Annotated in this window: 13 protein-coding genes, 2 tRNA genes, 3 rRNA genes and 1 other annotated feature (1 of these 19 cut by a window edge); of the genes, 2 read left to right on the top strand and 16 right to left on the bottom strand. The window is 43.3% G+C overall.

Annotation, left to right across the window (positions count from 1 at the left end; translation table 11 throughout):
* Positions 1-29 (bottom strand) — a binding site (T-box leader); it reaches 187 nt to the left of the window's first position.
* Positions 30-82: 53 nt separating this feature from the next.
* Positions 83-673, bottom strand: a complete 591-nt coding sequence (gene pdxT / locus NST24_RS00090; RefSeq protein ID WP_065461496.1) for a pyridoxal 5'-phosphate synthase glutaminase subunit PdxT — start codon at positions 671-673, stop codon at positions 83-85.
* Positions 674-693: 20 nt separating this feature from the next.
* The gene (gene pdxS / locus NST24_RS00085) at positions 694-1578 is read right to left on the bottom strand and encodes a pyridoxal 5'-phosphate synthase lyase subunit PdxS (protein WP_034666107.1); all 885 of its coding nucleotides are present in this window, start codon (positions 1576-1578) and stop codon (positions 694-696) included.
* A 246-nt stretch (positions 1579-1824) separates the two neighbouring features.
* On the opposite strand from pdxS, the gene NST24_RS00080 reads away from it, so the two are divergent.
* Positions 1825-3303: a PLP-dependent aminotransferase family protein gene (locus NST24_RS00080; RefSeq protein WP_342462160.1), complete on the top strand. Its 1479-nt coding sequence runs from the start codon at positions 1825-1827 to the stop codon at positions 3301-3303.
* Between the two features lie 42 nt (positions 3304-3345).
* Here NST24_RS00080 and NST24_RS00075 read toward each other — a convergent pair whose 3' ends face one another.
* Together NST24_RS00075 and guaB are read right to left on the bottom strand one after the other, a co-directional pair.
* Entirely contained in the window at positions 3346-4671 is a 1326-nt protein-coding gene (locus NST24_RS00075) for a D-alanyl-D-alanine carboxypeptidase family protein (protein WP_008342036.1), read from the bottom strand.
* Between the two features lie 160 nt (positions 4672-4831).
* Entirely contained in the window at positions 4832-6298 is a 1467-nt protein-coding gene (gene guaB / locus NST24_RS00070) for an IMP dehydrogenase (protein WP_008342039.1), read from the bottom strand.
* Between the two features lie 121 nt (positions 6299-6419).
* Between guaB and NST24_RS00065 the strand changes: the two genes are divergently transcribed.
* The gene (locus tag NST24_RS00065) at positions 6420-7388 is read left to right on the top strand and encodes a YaaC family protein (RefSeq protein ID WP_342462159.1); all 969 of its coding nucleotides are present in this window, start codon (positions 6420-6422) and stop codon (positions 7386-7388) included.
* A gap of 11 nt (positions 7389-7399) precedes the next feature.
* Here the strand turns inward: NST24_RS00065 and rrf are convergent.
* The 12 genes from rrf to dnaA form a co-directional block, all read right to left on the bottom strand.
* Positions 7400-7515, bottom strand: a 5S ribosomal RNA gene (gene rrf / locus NST24_RS00060).
* Positions 7516-7576: 61 nt separating this feature from the next.
* A 23S ribosomal RNA gene (locus NST24_RS00055) occupies positions 7577-10507 on the bottom strand.
* A gap of 98 nt (positions 10508-10605) precedes the next feature.
* Positions 10606-10681, bottom strand: a tRNA-Ala gene (locus NST24_RS00050).
* Between the two features lie 14 nt (positions 10682-10695).
* Positions 10696-10772 (bottom strand) — tRNA-Ile (locus tag NST24_RS00045).
* Between the two features lie 96 nt (positions 10773-10868).
* A 16S ribosomal RNA gene (locus NST24_RS00040) occupies positions 10869-12417 on the bottom strand.
* The 16S, 23S and 5S rRNA genes sit together here with 2 tRNA genes alongside, the layout of an rRNA operon.
* Before the next feature lie 364 nt (positions 12418-12781).
* Positions 12782-15286 carry a DNA gyrase subunit A gene (gene gyrA / locus NST24_RS00035; protein ID WP_100325657.1) on the bottom strand — a complete coding sequence of 835 codons (2505 nt, stop codon included), beginning with the start codon at positions 15284-15286 and terminating at the stop codon, positions 12782-12784.
* 233 nt (positions 15287-15519) lie between these two features.
* Positions 15520-17436 (bottom strand): DNA topoisomerase (ATP-hydrolyzing) subunit B, encoded by a 1917-nt coding sequence (gene gyrB, locus NST24_RS00030; protein ID WP_024718422.1) that lies wholly within the window; start codon positions 17434-17436, stop codon positions 15520-15522.
* 57 nt (positions 17437-17493) lie between these two features.
* A complete protein-coding gene (locus NST24_RS00025; RefSeq protein WP_024718423.1) occupies positions 17494-17739 on the bottom strand; it encodes an extracellular matrix/biofilm biosynthesis regulator RemA family protein in 246 nt (81 codons plus the stop codon).
* A 17-nt stretch (positions 17740-17756) separates the two neighbouring features.
* Entirely contained in the window at positions 17757-18869 is a 1113-nt protein-coding gene (recF, locus tag NST24_RS00020; protein ID WP_007497487.1) for a DNA replication/repair protein RecF, read from the bottom strand.
* Positions 18870-18885: 16 nt separating this feature from the next.
* Positions 18886-19101, bottom strand: a complete 216-nt coding sequence (gene yaaA, locus NST24_RS00015) for a S4 domain-containing protein YaaA (protein ID WP_008347598.1) — start codon at positions 19099-19101, stop codon at positions 18886-18888.
* Between the two features lie 150 nt (positions 19102-19251).
* Positions 19252-20388 carry a DNA polymerase III subunit beta gene (gene dnaN, locus NST24_RS00010; RefSeq protein ID WP_008347596.1) on the bottom strand — a complete coding sequence of 379 codons (1137 nt, stop codon included), beginning with the start codon at positions 20386-20388 and terminating at the stop codon, positions 19252-19254.
* A gap of 196 nt (positions 20389-20584) precedes the next feature.
* The gene (gene dnaA, locus NST24_RS00005; RefSeq protein WP_008347594.1) at positions 20585-21925 is read right to left on the bottom strand and encodes a chromosomal replication initiator protein DnaA; all 1341 of its coding nucleotides are present in this window, start codon (positions 21923-21925) and stop codon (positions 20585-20587) included.

Raw genomic sequence — 21925 nt, 5'->3', positions numbered from 1 at the left:
TTCTTACTATTTCCCGTCAACGCTTTTTCGATCTTTGATTGTGATTTTAATGTACTATAAGTTTTATCTCTTTTCAACCGTTTTATACAGCAAGCTTCGTTTTATAGGACTCCACCATCTCAACAAACAGCTGTGTTAACCGATGGTCGTCTGTCAGCTCTGGATGAAAAGAACAACCTAAGATATTGTTTTCTTTCGCCATCACAATCCTGCCGTCATACTCAGCCATGACCTCTACGCTCTCATCTGCGCTGATGATATGAGGCGCACGGATGAACACTCCTGTAAATGGCGTATCCAGTCCTTTCACTTCTACATCTGCTTCAAAGCTGTCTACCTGTCTGCCAAACGAATTACGTGCAACAGATACATTTAACAGTCCAAGATGAGCATCTTCTCGATCTTCTATATGCTTTGCCAGCATAATTAAACCGGCACAAGTCCCAAATATCGGTTTACCTTGAGCAGCGAACGCTTTAATCGGTTCAATGAATTGGTACGTATCCATGAGTCTTCTCATCGTCGTACTTTCACCACCAGGGATAATGAGACCGTCAACAATTTCTAACTCCTCTACCCGCTTGATGATCTTTCCCGCTGCGCCACAAGCTTCAATTGATTGAATATGCTCTCTCACCGCTCCTTGAAGCCCTAGTACACCAATTGTTAGCATGTTCGTTTGCGCTCCCTTAATTACCAGCCACGCTCTTGCATACGCTCTTCTGGCAATAGATTTGAAATTTCAATTCCTTTCATCGCTGTTCCAAGCTCTTTAGAAAGCTCTGCAATTAGACGGTAATCTGTGAAATGAGTCGTTGCTTCTACAATCGCTTTTGCAAATTTAGCTGGATTGTCTGATTTGAAGATACCAGAGCCGACAAATACACCATCTGCTCCAAGCTGCATCATTAATGCTGCATCTGCTGGTGTTGCAACACCTCCAGCAGCAAAGTTTACAACCGGCAATTTGCCGTCTTTTTTAATTTGAAGCAATAATTCATAAGGTGCGCCTAAATTTTTGGCTTCTGTCATCAATTCATCTTCACTCATTGCCGCCACTTTACGAATTTGAGCATTGACCTTTCTCATATGACGAACAGCTTCTACAATATTTCCTGTACCCGGCTCACCTTTTGTACGCAACATAGATGCACCTTCTGCAATACGACGAGTCGCCTCACCTAAATCACGGCAGCCACATACGAAAGGTACTGTGTATTCATTTTTATTTAAATGGAATTCCTCATCTGCGGGCGTCAGCACTTCACTCTCATCAATATAATCAACACCAAGTGCTTCAAGAACACGAGCTTCCACGATGTGGCCGATACGTGCTTTTGCCATGACTGGAATCGTTACTGCATTTTGTACTTCTTCCACGATTCTTGGGTCTGCCATACGGGCAACACCGCCTGCTGCACGGATATCAGCTGGTACCCGTTCTAGTGCCATTACTGCCACTGCGCCTGCTTCTTCTGCGATTTTTGCCTGCTCAGCATTGACGACATCCATAATGACGCCACCTTTTTGCATTTCTGCCATTCCACGTTTTACTCGTTCAGTTCCCTTATTGCTCACAATTGTTTCCTCCCATTTGTCTATTCGATTGATTCAACACCTTTATCATACAAGCGATAGAGTATAACAATAAAGAGAATAGTATAACAATTCAATTAGCTCATAAAAAAGAAGAAACCCTTATATATCAAGGTTTCATAGTTAAAAAGGCATCATTCCCTCTTTTAAGTGTTATTAACATGTTATAATGCATCTATAACAATTCGAAACCATCTATAACAATTCCACACCCATTGGAGGATTTTCATGCATATTGATATCCATCGACATTCAGATACATCTCTTTCAAATCAGATTTATTTTTCCATCGTTGATCACATTCAATCAGGTCTGCTTCAGCAAGGCGATAAGCTACCGACTGTACGTGATCTAGCGAAACAGCTCAATGTGAGTCTTGTCACAGCAGCGAAAGCCTATACACGGCTTAAGGACGACGGATTTTTAACGACTGTACAAGGGAAAGGTACGTTTGTGAATGAGCAGCATGAGCAAACTGACATCCCGGTTCAATCATCTACTTCTTTCGATTGGCAGTTATCGATCCCTGATTATTTACCAAGATCTCAATTCGCTCAGTATCACTATGTCGAAGAAGCCATCAATCTTTCTTCCTCTATGATTGATCCTGGTCTTTTACCTAACCGGTATTTAGAAAAAGAAATGCAGCATGTCCTGGCCCGGCATCCTCAAATCATGTCAAAATACGGAGAAATACAAGGTGACCTTCAGCTTCGTCAGGTCATTCAATCATTTCTAGAAAAATTAGAAGTTCCTTCTACTCCTGAAAATATCCTTGTCACTAGCGGTTCTCAGCAAGGGCTTGATTTAGTAGCACGTACATTTATCGGGCCGGATGATGTAGTTGTCATGGAGGCGCCCACCTATCCAGGCGCAATTGATGTCTTTATGGGGAGAGGGGCACGAATTATTACGGTTCCTGTCGATCATGAAGGAATGAACATGAAACAGCTTCAAAGCATTTGTGATAAATATAAACCAAAGCTCATCTATACCATTCCTACTTTTCACAGTCCTACAGGTGCTAGTATGTCGATGAAACGAAGAAAACAGCTGCTTTTACTGGCACAAAGCATTGATTGTCTCATTGTAGAGGATGATCCTTATCGTGAGCTTTATTTTGAAAAGAAACCGCCGGCACCCATTAAAAGCCTAGATCACGATGGACACGTCATTTATTTACGAGGATTAAGCAAGACACTGGCTCCAGGATGCAGAATTGGAATTATTACAGCGTCAGGCTCTATATTTAACCGTTTATTAGCTGCAAAAGCCAATAATGATTTAGGGAGCCCGCTTCTCACTCAAAAAGCGATCTTACCGTTTCTCACTTCCAAGAAAATGATCGATCATACGAAAAAATTAAGAACTGCCTTGAAGGTGAGACGCGATTTGATGATGGATGTGTTGACAAAGCATGCGCCAAAGGACGTCACGTGGCAAATCCCACAGGGCGGGCTCAATTTGTGGCTTAGCTTTCCTTCCTGGGTCGATACACGTGCCCTATTACATGAGGCACGGAAGCAGCAAATCACCTTCCTGCCTGGCTCTGTCTGCTATCCTGGGGAGCCGAAGCAGAATTATATACGTCTCAGTTTTTCTTATGTGAATGAAAAGGCACTGACGGAAGGTATGGAAAAGTTATGTGGTATTTTTCAGCAGGCCTTGTCTACACCTCAAAACCACAAACAATCTCTTTTCTTTTAACGATAAAAAAACTGCTCTCATATATAGAGAGCAGTTTTTTTATTAGAACCAACCTTTTACTGTGTCGACGATTCCGCCCCAAATGCCAGCGAAGAATCCACCTACACCACGCATTGCAAGGATGAACCAGTTTGCTTTTTCATCACCTGTTTTCGTCACAAGCTCAACACCTGATTGGTCTTTACTCAAATAGCCGTAGTCCTTCTCATCACCAGAATAAGAAGTCGTCAGCATGCCAACCTTTGTTCCTTTTTTAATAGGAGCTTCTAGGTTCTTTTTATCAATATTTACTTTCGCTTTATAGCTCTTCTCGTCACCATTTTTAACCGGTACAGAGAAAGCTTCTTTCGTCACGACGGGTACTTCTTTATCTTTCCCTTTATCGACTTCGATGTTTTCATGTCCCTTGATTTGTTGGCCTTTTTTGTACATTTCTTTCATCGTGAAGTTTTTAAAGGCATAATCGAACAATTTTTTCGCCACATCAAAACGAGCTGTATGAAGATTCCCTTTAGCATTCAGGACAACTGCGATCACACGCATGTCACCACGTTTTGCTGTACCTGTGAAGCTAGAACCAGCTGAATCAGTAGAGCCCGTTTTCAGACCGTCTACGCCTTCATATTCTTTCACAAGTCCTTTAAGCATAAAGTTCCAGTTTGGCATGTCCATTTCGTCATCTGTGCCTTCTCTGAACTTTGTTTTCGCGATGCTTGCTGTTTCAAGAATTTCTGGATGATCTTTGATGAGATGCTGTGCAAGCAAAGCCATATCCTTTGCGGAAACTTCGCTTTCTTCATCAGGTCCCGTACCTTTTGGCTGTTTGCCATGTAAGTCTTTATTTTCTAATCCAGTTGCATTCACGAATTTGTAATTGGTTAAGCCAAGTTCTTTTGCTTTTGCATTCATTTTTTCAACAAACTTTGATTCTGATCCAGCGATTACCTCTGCTAGACCAATTGCTGCTGCATTTGCTGAATAAATAGCCGTTGCTTGATAAAGTTCTTTGACAGTATACGAACCATCTTTTCTCAATGGAACATTGGATAAACTGCGGTCCTGAGAAATTTCGTACACGTAATCATCTGGCGTATATGTTTGATCCCATTTCACTTTGCCTTCAGCAATTGCCTCTAGTAATAGATACTCTGTCATCATCTTTGCCATACTTGCAATAGGCAGTCTTTGTTCTGCGTTTTTACTATAAAGAATTTTACCTGTAGAAGCTTCAATAAGGATGGCTGCTTTCGCATTCACATTGAATGGATCTTCAGCCGCTTTTGCTTTGGACATTGGGGTAAATGCAGTAACAATCAATGCCAATGCAAGGATAGAGACCATAAGCTGTTTCAACATCTTGCTGTTCAATCGTCATACCTCCGTATTCATCTTTTTTCGACGTTTTTCATATATATTTAATCCACAAGGGCTTATTTCGACACAACAGTATAAATTTTATCACAATAAAGACAAAAAAAATAGACAGAGTCATAGACCCTGTCAAATGTAATTTGATTGTCACAATTTATCAAGAAATTGTGTAGTTTGGTGATTCTTTTGTAATTTGTACATCATGTGGATGGCTCTCACGAAGACCTGCACCTGTCATGCGAATGAATTGTGCTTCTTCTCTAAGAGTACGTAAGTCCTGTGTTCCACAGTAGCCCATACCAGAGCGAATACCGCCAACGAGTTGATAAACAGTGTCAACAACTGGTCCTTTATACGGTGTACGTCCTTCGATACCTTCTGGAACGAATTTTTTATTATCTTCTTGGAAGTAACGATCTTTACTTCCTTTTTCCATTGCAGCAACAGAACCCATACCACGATATACTTTGAAACGTCTGCCTTGGAAAATTTCTGTTTCTCCTGGGCTTTCAGATGTACCAGCAAGAAGGCTTCCTAGCATAACAGCATGTCCACCAGAAGCTAATGCTTTCACGATATCACCTGAATATTTAATTCCACCATCTGCAATAATAGATTTACCATGCTTTCTTGCTTCTGTTGCACAGTCATAAATCGCTGTGATTTGTGGTACACCGACCCCTGCAACAACACGTGTTGTACAAATCGATCCTGGTCCAATACCCACTTTTACAATATCTGCTCCAGCTTCAAACAATGCTTTTGTTGCTTCAGCTGTTGCAACGTTACCAGCAATGATGTTAAGAGAAGGATACGTTTCACGGATTTTCGATACAGTGTCTAGAACACCTTGAGAATGACCGTGTGCTGTATCAATGACGATCACATCAACATTGGCTTCTACTAATTTTTTCACACGAGTCATTGTATCGCCAGTGACACCTACAGCGGCACCAACAATTAAACGGCCATGTGCATCTTTAGAGGAGTTAGGGAATTCAATCACTTTTTCAATATCTTTGATGGTGATGAGACCTTTTAATGTTCCTTCGTCATCTAAAAGAGGTAATTTTTCAATTTTATATTGCTGAAGGATTTTTTCAGCTTCTTCTAATGTTGTTCCAACAGAAGCTGTCACAAGTTCCTCTTTTGTCATCACGTCGCTAATCTTCATTGAATAATCCGAAATAAAACGAAGGTCACGGTTCGTAATAATCCCAACAAGCTTTTGATCTTGTTCGTTATTAACAATCGGTACACCAGAAATACGATATTTACCCATTAAATGTTCTGCATCGAATACTTGATGATCTGGTGTTAAGAAAAATGGATTTGTAATAACGCCACGCTCTGAACGTTTTACCTTGTCCACTTGTTCAGCTTGCTGCTCAATAGACATGTTCTTATGGATGATTCCAAGACCACCTTGACGTGCCATTGCAATCGCCATTTGCGATTCCGTCACAGTATCCATTCCTGCACTAATAATTGGAATGTTCAGCTTTAAAGTGCTTGTTAACTCAACTGATAAATTGACATCACGCGGAAGCACCTCAGACTTTGCTGGAACAAGCAACACATCGTCAAACGTCAAACCTTCTTTTGAAAATTTACTTTCCCACATTAGTAAATCCCCCTCTTTTCGGCAAAATATTATATGTAGATTATCAACTAGGAAACAGCATGTCAAGGAAGCAACAAACAGTTGCAATTTTTAGAAAATATAAAGAGAGTTGAGGAAGAAGATGAAAAGTTCAGGATGGAAGGATTTAAAACGTTTTTACTCACTTGAAACTTCCCAAAAGTTTCTATTTCAACAGTACGAGAAACGGAATATTCAGGATGCAAACCAACAAGCCTATAAAAACTGTGAACGATTTATTTACTTTTTAAAGCACGGTCATACATTTTATGACCAAGCCGCATCAGCTCCGCTTGAACTAAAACCGATTTTATTGTTTTATGGAATGGCACAACTGTTAAAGGCATGTTTGCTGACAGTGGATCCCGACTATCCTTCTCAAACCTCTGTCTTAGCTCATGGTGTCACCTCAAGAAAAAGAAAGAAGCAACATTATCGTTTTAGTGAGGATGAAGTCAAGATTCAGCGAAACGGATTATGTATGCATGTATTAAAGCACTTATTTCATTTAAATGGTCTTGAAGATGAACGATTTACGATGATCAATCTCCTTTCAAAAATACCTGAAATGGGTCATATTCTGGAGTTTCAAAAACAACCCTCTACTTTAGTGAAAGTAGAACAAGCAAATGGCATGTTGATTCAAGATCATATTCCCTTGCTCTATAATATGTCTGCCGAACGTTTTATTGAATATTTTGAGTTCCATACAACTTGGAAGCTTAAGCAACGAGAGGCTAAAAAACTAACATTTGATGTATGTTCAGAAGAAAACCCTGCTCTTGCTACTCATCTTCATTATGATTTAGAAATGAATCAATGGTTCATTCCATCAACGCGAGATGCCTTTTTAGGGATTCCTGAGATCATCAGCCATTACTTGTTAATGTATAATCTCAGTATGATTGCCCGCTACGAAACAGAATGGTGGTACGAGCTTTTATCTCAATACATTAGTGATGATTATGTCATGATTGAACGTTATATGGAGATTGCAGAGGACAAGTTTCCGGCTTATATCATGATGCTGCTAGAAGAAAACACAAAAAAGACCAGTTCCGACTGGAACTGATCCTTTGAAAAGCTTGGCGGCGTCCTACTCTCACAGGGGGAAACCCCCAACTACCATCGGCGCTGAAGAGCTTAACTTCCGTGTTCGGTATGGGAACGGGTGTGACCTCTTCGCTATCGCCACCAAACCTGATGGAGAGAATGTTCTCTCAAAACTAGATAACAATGTTCATTTTTCACATTAGAATATAGGTTAAGTCCTCGATCTATTAGTATCTGTCAGCTCCACGTGTCACCACGCTTCCACCTCAGACCTATCAACCTGATCATCTTTCAGGGATCTTACTTCCTTGCGGAATGGGAAATCTCATCTTGAGGGGGGCTTCATGCTTAGATGCTTTCAGCACTTATCCCGTCCGCACATAGCTACCCAGCGATGCCCTTGGCAGAACAACTGGTACACCAGCGGTGCGTCCATCCCGGTCCTCTCGTACTAAGGACAGCTCCTCTCAAATTTCCTGCGCCCGCGACGGATAGGGACCGAACTGTCTCACGACGTTCTGAACCCAGCTCGCGTACCGCTTTAATGGGCGAACAGCCCAACCCTTGGGACCGACTACAGCCCCAGGATGCGATGAGCCGACATCGAGGTGCCAAACCTCCCCGTCGATGTGGACTCTTGGGGGAGATAAGCCTGTTATCCCCGGGGTAGCTTTTATCCGTTGAGCGATGGCCCTTCCATGCGGAACCACCGGATCACTAAGCCCGACTTTCGTCCCTGCTCGACTTGTAGGTCTCGCAGTCAAGCTCCCTTGTGCCTTTACACTCTGCGAATGATTTCCAACCATTCTGAGGGAACCTTTGGGCGCCTCCGTTACATTTTAGGAGGCGACCGCCCCAGTCAAACTGCCCACCTGACACTGTCTCCCTGCCCGATAAGGGCAGCGGGTTAGAAGGTCAATACAGCCAGGGTAGTATCCCACCGATGCCTCCACCGAAGCTAGCGCTCCGGTTTCCAAGGCTCCTACCTATCCTGTACAAGCTGTACCAACATTCAATATCAGGCTGCAGTAAAGCTCCACGGGGTCTTTCCGTCCTGTCGCGGGTAACCTGCATCTTCACAGGTACTATAATTTCACCGAGTCTCTCGTTGAGACAGTGCCCAGATCGTTGCGCCTTTCGTGCGGGTCGGAACTTACCCGACAAGGAATTTCGCTACCTTAGGACCGTTATAGTTACGGCCGCCGTTTACTGGGGCTTCAATTCGCACCTTCGCTTACGCTAAGCGCTCCTCTTAACCTTCCAGCACCGGGCAGGCGTCAGCCCCTATACTTCGCCTTACGGCTTCGCAGAGACCTGTGTTTTTGCTAAACAGTCGCCTGGGCCTATTCACTGCGGCTTCTCGGGGCTTTAACACCCTAAGAAGCACCCCTTCTCCCGAAGTTACGGGGTCATTTTGCCGAGTTCCTTAACGAGAGTTCTCTCGATCACCTTAGGATTCTCTCCTCGCCTACCTGTGTCGGTTTGCGGTACGGGCACCTCTCACCTCGCTAGAGGCTTTTCTTGGCAGTGTGGAATCAGGAACTTCGCTACTAAATTTCGCTCGCCATCACAGCTCAGCCTTCACGGGAAACGGATTTGCCTATTTCCCAGCCTAACTGCTTGGACGCGGATATCCAATACCGCGCTTACCCTATCCTCCTGCGTCCCCCCATTGCTCAAATGGTGAGGAGGTGGTACAGGAATATCAACCTGTTGTCCATCGCCTACGCCTTTCGGCCTCGGCTTAGGTCCCGACTAACCCTGAGCGGACGAGCCTTCCTCAGGAAACCTTAGGCATTCGGTGGACGGGATTCTCACCCGTCTTTCGCTACTCATACCGGCATTCTCACTTCTAAGCGCTCCACCAGTCCTTCCGGTCTGACTTCACTGCACTTAGAACGCTCTCCTACCACTGTTCGTAAGAACAGTCCGCAGCTTCGGTGATACGTTTAGCCCCGGTACATTTTCGGCGCAGAGTCACTCGACCAGTGAGCTATTACGCACTCTTTAAATGGTGGCTGCTTCTAAGCCAACATCCTGGTTGTCTAAGCAACTCCACATCCTTTTCCACTTAACGTATACTTTGGGACCTTAGCTGGCGGTCTGGGCTGTTTCCCTTTCGACTACGGATCTTATCACTCGCAGTCTGACTCCCAAGGATAAGTCATCGGCATTCGGAGTTTGACTGAATTCGGTAACCCGGTAGGGGCCCCTAGTCCAATCAGTGCTCTACCTCCGAGACTCTTACCTTGAGGCTAGCCCTAAAGCTATTTCGGAGAGAACCAGCTATCTCCAGGTTCGATTGGCATTTCACCCCTACCCACACCTCATCCCCGCACTTTTCAACGTGCGTGGGTTCGGGCCTCCATTCAGTGTTACCTGAACTTCACCCTGGACATGGGTAGATCACCTGGTTTCGGGTCTACGACCACGTACTCATGCGCCCTATTCAGACTCGCTTTCGCTGCGGCTCCGCATCTTCTGCTTAACCTTGCACGGGATCGTAACTCGCCGGTTCATTCTACAAAAGGCACGCCATCACCCGTTAACGGGCTCTGACTACTTGTAGGCACACGGTTTCAGGATCTATTTCACTCCCCTTCCGGGGTGCTTTTCACCTTTCCCTCACGGTACTGGTTCACTATCGGTCACTAGGGAGTATTTAGCCTTGGGAGATGGTCCTCCCGGATTCCGACGGAATTTCACGTGTTCCGCCGTACTCAGGATCCACTCTGGAGAGAACAACATTTCAGTTACAGGGCTGTTACCTTCTTTGGCGGGCCTTTCCAGACCTCTTCGCTTATATCGTTCCTTTGTAACTCCGTATAGAGTGTCCTACAACCCCAAGAGGCAAGCCTCTTGGTTTGGGCTGTTCCCGTTTCGCTCGCCGCTACTCAGGGAATCGCATTTGCTTTCTCTTCCTCCGGGTACTTAGATGTTTCAGTTCCCCGGGTATGCCTTCTCATACTCTATGTATTCAAGTATGGATACTACTCCATTACGAGCAGTGGGTTTCCCCATTCGGAAATCTCCGGATCAAAGCTTGCTTACAGCTCCCCGAAGCATATCGGTGTTCGTCCCGTCCTTCATCGGCTCCTAGTGCCAAGGCATCCACCGTGCGCCCTTTCTAACTTAACCATTTCTTACTTTAGAAAGAATCACTATGTGTGATGAACTTTGCATTGCATTCAATGTGAATGTATTACTTATTGTTATCTAGTTTTCAAAGAACACGTTGGTGGAGCCTAGCGGGATCGAACCGCTGACCTCCTGCGTGCAAGGCAGGCGCTCTCCCAGCTGAGCTAAGGCCCCGATTTAATAGAAGATGGTGGGCCTGAGTGGACTCGAACCACCGACCTCACGCTTATCAGGCGTGCGCTCTAACCAGCTGAGCTACAGGCCCATCTTTCATATCGAAGATATGATGTTGTAGGATCTTTTGCAAGTTCCTTCAAAACTAAACAAGACGAAAAACGTACGCTGCTCCATATATCCTTAGAAAGGAGGTGATCCAGCCGCACCTTCCGATACGGCTACCTTGTTACGACTTCACCCCAATCATCTGCCCCACCTTCGGCGGCTGGCTCCATAAAGGTTACCTCACCGACTTCGGGTGTTGCAAACTCTCGTGGTGTGACGGGCGGTGTGTACAAGGCCCGGGAACGTATTCACCGCGGCATGCTGATCCGCGATTACTAGCGATTCCAGCTTCACGCAGTCGAGTTGCAGACTGCGATCCGAACTGAGAACAGATTTGTGGGATTGGCTAAACCTTGCGGTCTCGCAGCCCTTTGTTCTGTCCATTGTAGCACGTGTGTAGCCCAGGTCATAAGGGGCATGATGATTTGACGTCATCCCCACCTTCCTCCGGTTTGTCACCGGCAGTCACCTTAGAGTGCCCAACTAAATGCTGGCAACTAAGATCAAGGGTTGCGCTCGTTGCGGGACTTAACCCAACATCTCACGACACGAGCTGACGACAACCATGCACCACCTGTCACTCTGTCCCCGAAGGGAAAGCCCTATCTCTAGGGTTGTCAGAGGATGTCAAGACCTGGTAAGGTTCTTCGCGTTGCTTCGAATTAAACCACATGCTCCACCGCTTGTGCGGGCCCCCGTCAATTCCTTTGAGTTTCAGTCTTGCGACCGTACTCCCCAGGCGGAGTGCTTAATGCGTTAGCTGCAGCACTAAGGGGCGGAAACCCCCTAACACTTAGCACTCATCGTTTACGGCGTGGACTACCAGGGTATCTAATCCTGTTCGCTCCCCACGCTTTCGCTCCTCAGCGTCAGTTACAGACCAGAGAGTCGCCTTCGCCACTGGTGTTCCTCCACATCTCTACGCATTTCACCGCTACACGTGGAATTCCACTCTCCTCTTCTGCACTCAAGTTTCCCAGTTTCCAATGACCCTCCCCGGTTGAGCCGGGGGCTTTCACATCAGACTTAAGAAACCGCCTGCGAGCCCTTTACGCCCAATAATTCCGGACAACGCTTGCCACCTACGTATTACCGCGGCTGCTGGCACGTAGTTAGCCGTGGCTTTCTGGTTAGGTACCGTCAAGGTGCAAGCAGTTACTCTTGCACTTGTTCTTCCCTAACAACAGAGCTTTACGATCCGAAAACCTTCATCACTCACGCGGCGTTGCTCCGTCAGACTTTCGTCCATTGCGGAAGATTCCCTACTGCTGCCTCCCGTAGGAGTCTGGGCCGTGTCTCAGTCCCAGTGTGGCCGATCACCCTCTCAGGTCGGCTACGCATCGTCGCCTTGGTGAGCCGTTACCTCACCAACTAGCTAATGCGCCGCGGGTCCATCTGTAAGTGACAGCCGAAACCGTCTTTCATCCTTGAACCATGCGGTTCAAGGAACTATCCGGTATTAGCTCCGGTTTCCCGGAGTTATCCCAGTCTTACAGGCAGGTTACCCACGTGTTACTCACCCGTCCGCCGCTAACATCCGGGAGCAAGCTCCCTTCTGTCCGCTCGACTTGCATGTATTAGGCACGCCGCCAGCGTTCGTCCTGAGCCAGGATCAAACTCTCCGAAAAAGTACAAAACCGAAGTTTTGCTTTTCGCCAGTTTGACTGACTACCTATGATGTATCATAGGATTTTTTTATAAAAACTCGAATTAACAGGTACGTTTTGTCTTGTTTAGTTTTCAAAGAACTTGTTTGTCACTCTCTCAAAGCGACCACTTAAATATATCATATATCTCTATCAATAGTCAACATTTTTCTTGAAAAACATTTTATTTTTTTAAGAAGTTTTTGTTATGAAAGAGATAAAAAATAGAGCCTCTTTTTGCTCCTTTGAAAGATTAACACATATCTATGAAAAAAGCATTATAAACTTCAAAAAAAATCATGTTTTTTCAAAAAAAAATAAAGCCGGTGAAAAACCGGCTTTATTTTTACTCAGATTGCTCTTGATCTGACTCTACATTTTCTACGTTTTCTTCACTATTCTCTTCATCGTCTTCTGGTGATTGTTCTACTAATGCCACTGTAGCGACATGTTCATCATCACCTAGACGGATCAGGCGGACACCTTGAGTGACTCGGCCTGTTGTGGAGATATCTGAAACGGCCATACGGATGATGACACCACTGCCTGTGATAATCATCAAGTCTTCTTCAGCTTCAGCGTTAGTCGCCTTCACTGCAACAAGCGGACCGTTGTTGTCAGTGATCTTGCACGTTTTCAGACCTTTACCACCACGGCTTTGGACACGATATTCTTTTTCAGGCGTTAATTTACCATAACCTTTTTCAGTTACGATCAATACGTTTGCATCTGGCTCAAGGATTTCCATTCCAACGACGATGTCATCCTCAGAAAGTGTGATCCCTTTAACTCCAGCTGCTGTACGCCCCATTTCACGAACATCTGTCTCGTCGAAACGAATGAGCATTCCTTTTTTCGTTCCGATGATGATTTGTTTTTCACCATTGGTTAAACGAACAGCCATCAATTCATCTTCATCACGCAGGCTGAGTGCAATCAAACCGTTGTTACGGATGTTTGCAAATTGAGACAATGACGTTCGTTTCGATACACCGTGTCTTGTTGTAAAGAAGAGATACGAATCTTCATCAAATTCGCTGACTGGAATAATGGCGTTTATCCACTCTCCCTTTTCTACTTCAAGAAGGTTAATAATCGGAATCCCTTTCGCTGTTCGTCCGAATTCAGGGATCTCATAGCCCTTTGCTCGATAGACCTTCCCTTTATTAGAGAAGAAGAGAATCGTATCGTGCGTAGATGTTGAGATCAGCTGTTCAACGAAATCATCTTCGTTGGTTCCCATTCCTTGTACACCTTTACCGCCTCTTTTTTGACTGCGGTATGTTGATGCAGGCAGGCGCTTAATATAACCATTATGAGTCAGTGTAATCACTATATTTTCAACAGGAATCAAATCTTCGTCTTCGATTGTTTCTATACCCGCTGTCACAATTTCTGTGCGACGCGTATCATTGAAGCGTTCTTTGATTTCTGTTAATTCTTCTCTAATGATCTCTAGAACTTTCTCATTGTCTGCTAGAATGGCTTTCAATTCAGCAATCAATTCAACAAGCCCTTTGTATTCATCTTCTATTTTCTCTCTTTCTAAACCAGTCAAACGCTGGAGTCGCATATCGAGAATGGCCTGTGCTTGTTTTTCAGACAAGCTATAGTTTTCCATCAAACCATTTCTTGCAATTTCAGCAGTTTGAGAGCCTCTAATTAAGGCAATCACCTCATCTAAGTGATCAAGCGCAATTCTTAAGCCTTCTAAAATATGAGCTCTTGCTTCCGCTTTACGCAATTCATACGCTGTTCTTCGACGAATGATCACTTTCTGATGCTCAAGGTAATATTCAAGACATTGTTTGAGAGACAACACTTTCGGCTGTCCATCAACAAGTGCAAGCAAGTTAATACCGAAGGACGTTTGAAGTGTCGTTTGTTTATAAAGATTGTTTAATAGAACATGGACGTTTGCGTCTCTTCGCAGTTCAATGACAATTCTCATTCCATTACGGTCAGATTCATCACGAAGATCTGTAATGCCATCAATCTTTTTATCACGGACAAGATCAGCGATTTTTTCGATCAAACGAGCTTTGTTAACCTGGTAAGGAATCTCATTGATGATAATGCGCTGCTTACCACTAGATGTTTCTTCGATATTTGACTTTGCACGTAATGTAATAGAGCCGCGTCCTGTTTCATACGCTTTACGAATACCGCTTCGGCCAATGATTTGTCCCGCAGTTGGGAAGTCTGGACCTGGAATGATGTCCATTAGTTCCTGTGTCGTCATTTCAGGATTTTGACTAATTGCCAATACCCCATCAATCACTTCACCTAGTTGGTGAGGCGGGATATTCGTTGCCATCCCTACAGCAATTCCAGTTGCCCCGTTCACTAATAAGTTCGGGAACCTAGCAGGCATAACGACTGGCTCTCTTTCACTGCCATCGTAGTTATCTTGATAATCAATGGTGTCCTTTGTGATATCACGCAGGATCTCCATCGAAATTTTAGAAAGACGTGCCTCGGTATAACGCATGGCTGCTGCACCGTCTCCATCGACAGAACCAAAGTTCCCGTGCCCTTCAACCAGCATATTACGATAGTTGAAATCTTGCGCCATCCGAACCATCGCTTCATATACAGCGCTATCACCGTGAGGGTGGTACTTACCGATAACTTCCCCAACGATACGTGCAGATTTCTTAAATGGTTTATCACTTGTCATACCTAGGTCATTCATCGCATACAAAATTCTTCGATGCACGGGCTTCAATCCGTCTCGCACATCTGGTAATGCACGCGAAACAATAACACTCATTGCATAATCTAAAAAGGACGTACGCATTTCTTGGCTAATATTCACTTCGCGTACATTTGGTGTATGTTGTTCACTCACTATAAGAACCTCCCTTTACGTATCACATGAAATAAATTATGTGGGAGTAAAATATGTATTTATCTTCACAAGACTATTCTCCATTATATCAATAATCTTGCCTTTATACACATTTATTTACTAGAAAATCAACGAAACGTAGAAAACCAGGACATTCGTTTCACGCCCCTGTTTCTTGAAAAACAACCTTATTCCAAACAAGAAATAAGGTTGCTCTCAAGGGGGATACCTATCTAAATATCAAGATTTTTTACGTATTGTGCATTTTCTTCGATAAAGTTACGTCTCGGCTCTACTTTATCTCCCATTAGCATTTCAAAAGTCTCATCAGCATCGATTGCATCCTCAAGTGTCACTTGAAGAAGTGTTCTCGCATCAGGATCCATTGTTGTTTCCCAAAGCTGAGTAGCATTCATCTCTCCAAGACCTTTATAACGCTGAAGTCCAGGTTTCGGTGTTTGAGGCAGTGTTTTTAACAGTTCATCTAGCTGTTTATCGTTATACACGTATTCAACACGCTTTCCTTGCTGCACTTTATATAAAGGCGGCTGTGCAATATACACATAACCGTTTTCAATGATTTCACGCATGTAGCGATAGAAGAATGTTAGGAGTAGCGTCCGAATATGCGCTCCATCAACATCAGCATCAGTCATGATCACAATTTTGTGATAACGTGCTTTCTCTAAAGTGAAGTCTTCTCCGATTCCAGTCCCTAGCGCTGTAATCATTGAACGAACCTCGTTGTTAGATAAAATTTTATCTAGTCGGGCTTTTTCAACGTTTAGGATCTTCCCTCTTAACGGTAAGATCGCTTGGAAATGTCGATCACGACCTTGCTTAGCAGATCCGCCCGCAGAATCTCCCTCTACGATATAAAGCTCAGAGATGGAAGGATCTTTAGAAGAACAGTCTGCCAGTTTCCCAGGCAAGCTAGAGACTTCCAGTGCACTTTTACGTCTTGTCAGCTCACGTGCCTTTTTGGCAGCCATTCTTGCACGAGCTGCCATCACACCTTTCTCCACAATTTTCTTTGCAGCATCAGGGTTCTCTAAGAGGAATTTCTCAAGTGCTTCGGAGAAGAGGGAGTCGGTAATGGTTCTTGCTTCTGAGTTACCGAGCTTTGTCTTCGTTTGTCCTTCAAATTGAGGGTCTGGATGTTTGATAGAGATAATGGCTGTTAAGCCTTCTCGTACATCTTCACCGCTCAAATTAGAGTCACCATCTTTGAATACGCCATTTTTACGAGCATAATCATTGATCACACGCGTCAGACCTGTTTTAAAGCCTGCTTCATGTGTTCCGCCTTCATATGTGTTGATGTTGTTGGCGAAAGAATAAATATTGCTTGTATAGGAATCGTTGTATTGCAGTGCAACTTCAACGGTGATTCCGTCTTTTTCACCCTCGATGTAAACTGGTTCTTCATGAACGACTTCCTTCGAGCGATTCAAATGTTCTACATAGCTCTTAATACCGCCTTCATAGCAGTATTCGTTTCTTCGCTCTTTACCTTCGCGTAAGTCTTCAATGATGATGTTGACGCCTTTTGTTAAGAAAGCTAACTCACGTACACGGTTAGCAAGTGTGTCGTAATCAAATTCAATGGTTTCAGTGAAAATTTCTGGATCTGGCACAAAATGAGTGGTTGTCCCTGTTACATCTGTTTCACCAATGATCTCTAAATCTCCAACTGGAACACCGCGTTTGAATTGTTGATAATGAATTTTCCCATCACGGTATACGGTCACGTCTAAGGTCGTAGATAACGCATTAACAACAGATGCCCCTACACCATGCAGACCGCCAGATACTTTATAACCGCTGCCGTCAAATTTACCACCAGCGTGAAGAACAGTCATAATAACCTCTACAGCAGGACGTCCCATTTTTTCGTGAATCCCAACAGGAATTCCGCGGCCGTTATCTTTCACTGTGATGCTATTATCTTTTTCAATTTGCACTGTAATGTCTGTACAATAACCAGCTAAAGCCTCATCAATACTGTTGTCGACAATTTCCCATACAAGATGGTGAAGTCCTTTTGCACTGGTTGACCCAATGTACATTCCTGGACGTTTTCTAACCGCTTCTAGTCCTTCGAGCACCTGTATCTGATTTTCATCATAACTATTATGTTGCTGTTCCATTGCCACGTACATTCACCTACACTTTTCTTAAACGATATATTTATATGAATTGAGCTTTTAGACTTCAATTTCAATCACAAATGAAGCACGTTTTTTGAGCGTGCTTGAGGAAAGAGGAGAGTAATAAACAGATTTAGTTGTGACGACGATGGATTTGGGTGTCCCCTGTGACAACGAAATGATTTGTTCTTCTTGTTTTTGAAGAAATTCCTCTACAACAGAAGATGACCTCATTTTGTAATCAACAATTGCGACAATCTCTCGTGTAGAAACAACACAATCATCACCTAAATGAATATACAAGACTCACACCTCATTTATCAGTCAATTACTTTTCCACTGGCTACTCTGAAAATTTCCGCTTCTTTCAAGGTGGCGTGATCGATGCCTTCAACACTTGTTGTGGTGACGAAGGTCTGTACACGTCCCTGAATGGTATGGAGCAAATGAGACTGTCTGTAATCATCAAGTTCAGATAAAACATCATCGAGTAGAAGAATTGGGTATTCACCGATTTCTTCATGAATCAGATCAATTTCTGCCAGCTTTAGTGAAAGAGCTGTTGTTCTTTGCTGCCCTTGAGAGCCATATGTCTGAACATCCCGACCATTCACAAAGAAAAGAAGATCATCTCTGTGAGGCCCCCATAGCGTCACCCCTCGGTCTATTTCTCTGTCTCTTAGTTTCTGAAACGATTCTTCATAGCTATTTTTTATTTTCGACAAGTCTGACGCTTCTGATACCTCTATGGCCGTCTGGTATTGGAGCGTGAGCGTTTCCAGCTCTCTTGAAATCCCAAAATGCAGCGGCTGCGCCCATTTTTCGAGCTGTTTCGTAAAAGTCAGTCGTCTTTTGACAACCTTCGCTGCCGCATCAATCAACTGCTCTGTTAAAATCTCCAGCATCGCTTGATCCGTTTGCTTTCTTGTTTGCAATTGTTTCAAGTAATGATTTCGCTGAGTGAGGATTTTTTGATAGAGCGATAAATCATGCAAGTAGACAGCAGACACTTGTCCAATCTCCATGTCGAGGAATCTTCTGCGGATTTGCGGGCTACCTTTCACAAGGCTGAGATCCTCTGGTGCAAACATGATGGTGTTCAAGGCACCAACATAATGACTGAGTTTCTGTTGTTCAATGTGATTGACCTTGCCCTTTTTTCCTTTTTTTGAGATCACGAGCTGCATGGGGAGTGGACCATTTTTTTTGATGACTCTACCTTCTATTTTAGCATAGTCTTCGTCCCATCGGATAAGTTCTTTATCATTTGACGTACGATGAGACTTTGCCATCGACAATACATAGATCGCTTCCATCAGGTTCGTTTTACCTTGGGCGTTCTCACCAATCATCACATTCACCTTATTGTCGAATTGAAGCTCGGTGTGTTCATAGTTTCGGTATGAAGTTAACGCCAGACTTTGAATGTACATGTATTGTCACCCGTTTCTAATTCACAACTTGAAATGTGCCGTGACCTTCTATCTCGACAACATCACCTGGGTATAATTTGCGTCCCCGTCTATTATCTGGCTCTTGATTGATGAACACCTCATGTTCACTTAAAAACCACTTCGCCATTCCACCAGATTGAATGACTTCGGCTAATTTCAAAAACTGCCCTAATGTAATCATTTCTGTTTCAATCGTTATCAGATTAGGCATTGTATCGACCTCTTTCAATATCACTAATATCTAATTGTACTAAAAAACAAGACAAGAAGGAAAGGGGGAAAGCGAACTGGGATGAAAGAAAGCTAAGGAAACGAGGAAAAAAGCTGCTGTGCGCTCACACAGCAGCCATTTTAGACCAAATTAATACGTTCTAACTGGAAGAATCAATTGCAAAATGGAATCATCATTTGGCGTGCGTAATAGGAATGGTCTCATTGCGCCAGTGAAACTGACATGAATCTCTGTTCCCTCTAATACTTTTAAAGCATCAAGCATATATTTCGGACTGAAAGAGATTTTGAGATCCTCCCCTTTAATGTCATCTGCTTGCACCGTTTCAACTACTTTACCGATTTCAGGCGAATTAGAAGAGATTTCAAGGCTTTGCGCAGGATCAGCAGAAAGCTTCACAACGTTGTTACGCCCTTCTCTTGCTAAAAGTGACGCGCGATCAATCGCTTGAAGGAATTCTTTCGTATTCACCACTACATCCGTTTTACTTTCTTGCGGAATGAGGCGAGCTGTATCTGGGTAATTACCGTCCAGCAATCTTGAGAAGAATAGCACGTTCTGTGCTTTAAAGAGAACCTGTGTCTCCGTAATGACGATGCTCACAAGATCTTGTCCATCATCAAGAATTTTACTTAGCTCTGTTAAACTCTTTCCTGGAATGACCACATTGTACGAGCTTTCCTCGTTAATATCCAACTTCGCTTTTCTTAAAGCAAGACGATGGCTATCCGTTGCTGTGCATATTAATTCACCTTTTTCAACCTTCCAGTTTACACCTGTCAAGATAGGTCGTGTTTCTGAGGTGGACACTGCGAAAACCGTTTGACGGATAAGGTTTTTAAGCAAATCTGTTGGAATTTGAAAAGCATGATGCTCTTCAATTTGTGGCAGATGCGGATATTCTTCAGCATCTAAGCCGTTTAAATTAAATTCTGCTGAACCAGAGCGGATGATGGTCAGATGATTTTGTTCTACCTCAATTTCGACTGTCGACATAGGCAGTTTCTTAACGATTTCGCTAAAGAATCGGGCTTGCAGCACAATACTTCCTGGTCGATCAATTGTAATGACTTCTAAATCTCCATCTCTTTGAGGAATAAAAGATTCGATTGAGATATCAGAATCGCTCCCTGTGAGAGAAACCCCTTCATCAGATGCAACAATTTTAATCCCTGTCAAAATAGGAATCGTTGTTCTAGAGGATACGGCCTTTAATACATCTTGGACACTTTCAACAAGACGATCTTTTTGAATCGTGAATTTCATAGTGGTCCTCCTAATTTTTCTTAATGACATGTATATATATTTATTTAATAAAAATCGTAGAAGTACTAGTAGAGCTTGTGAATATGTGGATAAGTCAGTAGAAAGAAAGGAAAGACAGCCTATCCACATGTGGACAGACTGTGTATGACTATGCTCTAGTTATTCACATTTTCCCGTACTTATCTTATCAGCTTGATTATTTTAGTTGTTCTTTGATCTCTTTGACATGCTGCTGAAGCTGTTCATCTTCAACGATTAATTTTGAAATTTTCTCATGAGCATGAATGACGGTCGTATGATCTCGTCCACCAAATTCTTCTCCGATTTTAGGTAGAGAGGAATCGGTCATTTCTCTAGAGAGATACATCGCAATTTGTCTTGGATAAGCAACTGATTTCGTACGTTTCTTCGCTTTGAAATCTTCTAATCGAATATTAAATTGCTGCCCTACAATTCTTTGAATATCTTTAATTGTAATCACCTTAGGTTTTGATGAAGGAATGATGTCCTTTAGGGCTTCAGCTGCCAGATCAGCATTGATGTCTTTATTGATTAAAGAAGAGTAAGCAACAACACGAATCAAAGCACCTTCCAGTTCCCGAATGTTGCTGTCAATTTGATTGGCAATATAAAGCATGACTTCATTCGGAATGTCTAAACCTTCTGCTTTTGCTTTTTTACGTAAGATCGCAATACGCGTTTCTAGATCTGGCGGGGTAATGTCTGTAATTAAGCCCCATTCGAATCGAGAGCGTAATCTGTCTTCAAGTGTCGGAATTTCCTTTGGCGGCCGGTCACTAGAAATGACGATTTGCTTACTTTCTTCGTGAAGTGTGTTGAATGTATGGAAAAACTCTTCTTGTGTTTGTTCTTTTCCTGCTAAAAATTGAATATCATCTATCAAAAGCACATCTACATTCCGATAGCGATTACGGAAATCGACTGCTTTGTTGTCCCGGATTGAGTTGATAAATTCATTTGTAAATTTTTCAGATGATAGATAGACCACTTTGGCTGATGGATTATGGTCGATGACGTAATGACCGATCGCATGCATTAAGTGAGTCTTTCCTAAACCAACGCCCCCATAAATAAAAAGCGGGTTATATGCTTTTGCTGGTGCTTCTGCGACTGCAAGTGAAGCTGCATGAGCAAAACGGTTGCCTGAACCAATAACAAAAGTATCAAATGTATATTTTGGATTCAGCATATTTTGTGGAATTTCAACGGGTTCTTCTTTCGACATTTTTTTGATTGGAGATTTTGGCATGGCTTCCTCTTCGTCCTGATTTTGAGGAATGATAAATTTGATGCTGAGCTCTTCGCCTGTCAGTTCATAGATGGTATCTGCAATTAAGTGAAGGTATCTTGACTCGAGCCAGTCCCTCGCAAATTCATTAGGTGCAGTAATAGTCAGCGTATCTCCTTGAAGAGAATGGGCTTTAGTGGACTTCATCCATGTTTCAAAACTAGGTTTGCTCAATTTTGTCTCTATTTTTTGAAGTGCTTTATTCCACAGATCCAAAATATTTTCCAT

The sequence above is a fragment of the Bacillus sp. FSL R5-0286 genome (assembly GCF_038593245.1).
Lineage (GTDB): Bacteria > Bacillota > Bacilli > Bacillales > Bacillaceae > Bacillus > Bacillus altitudinis.
This window is presented reverse-complemented; position numbering and strand designations above follow the sequence as displayed.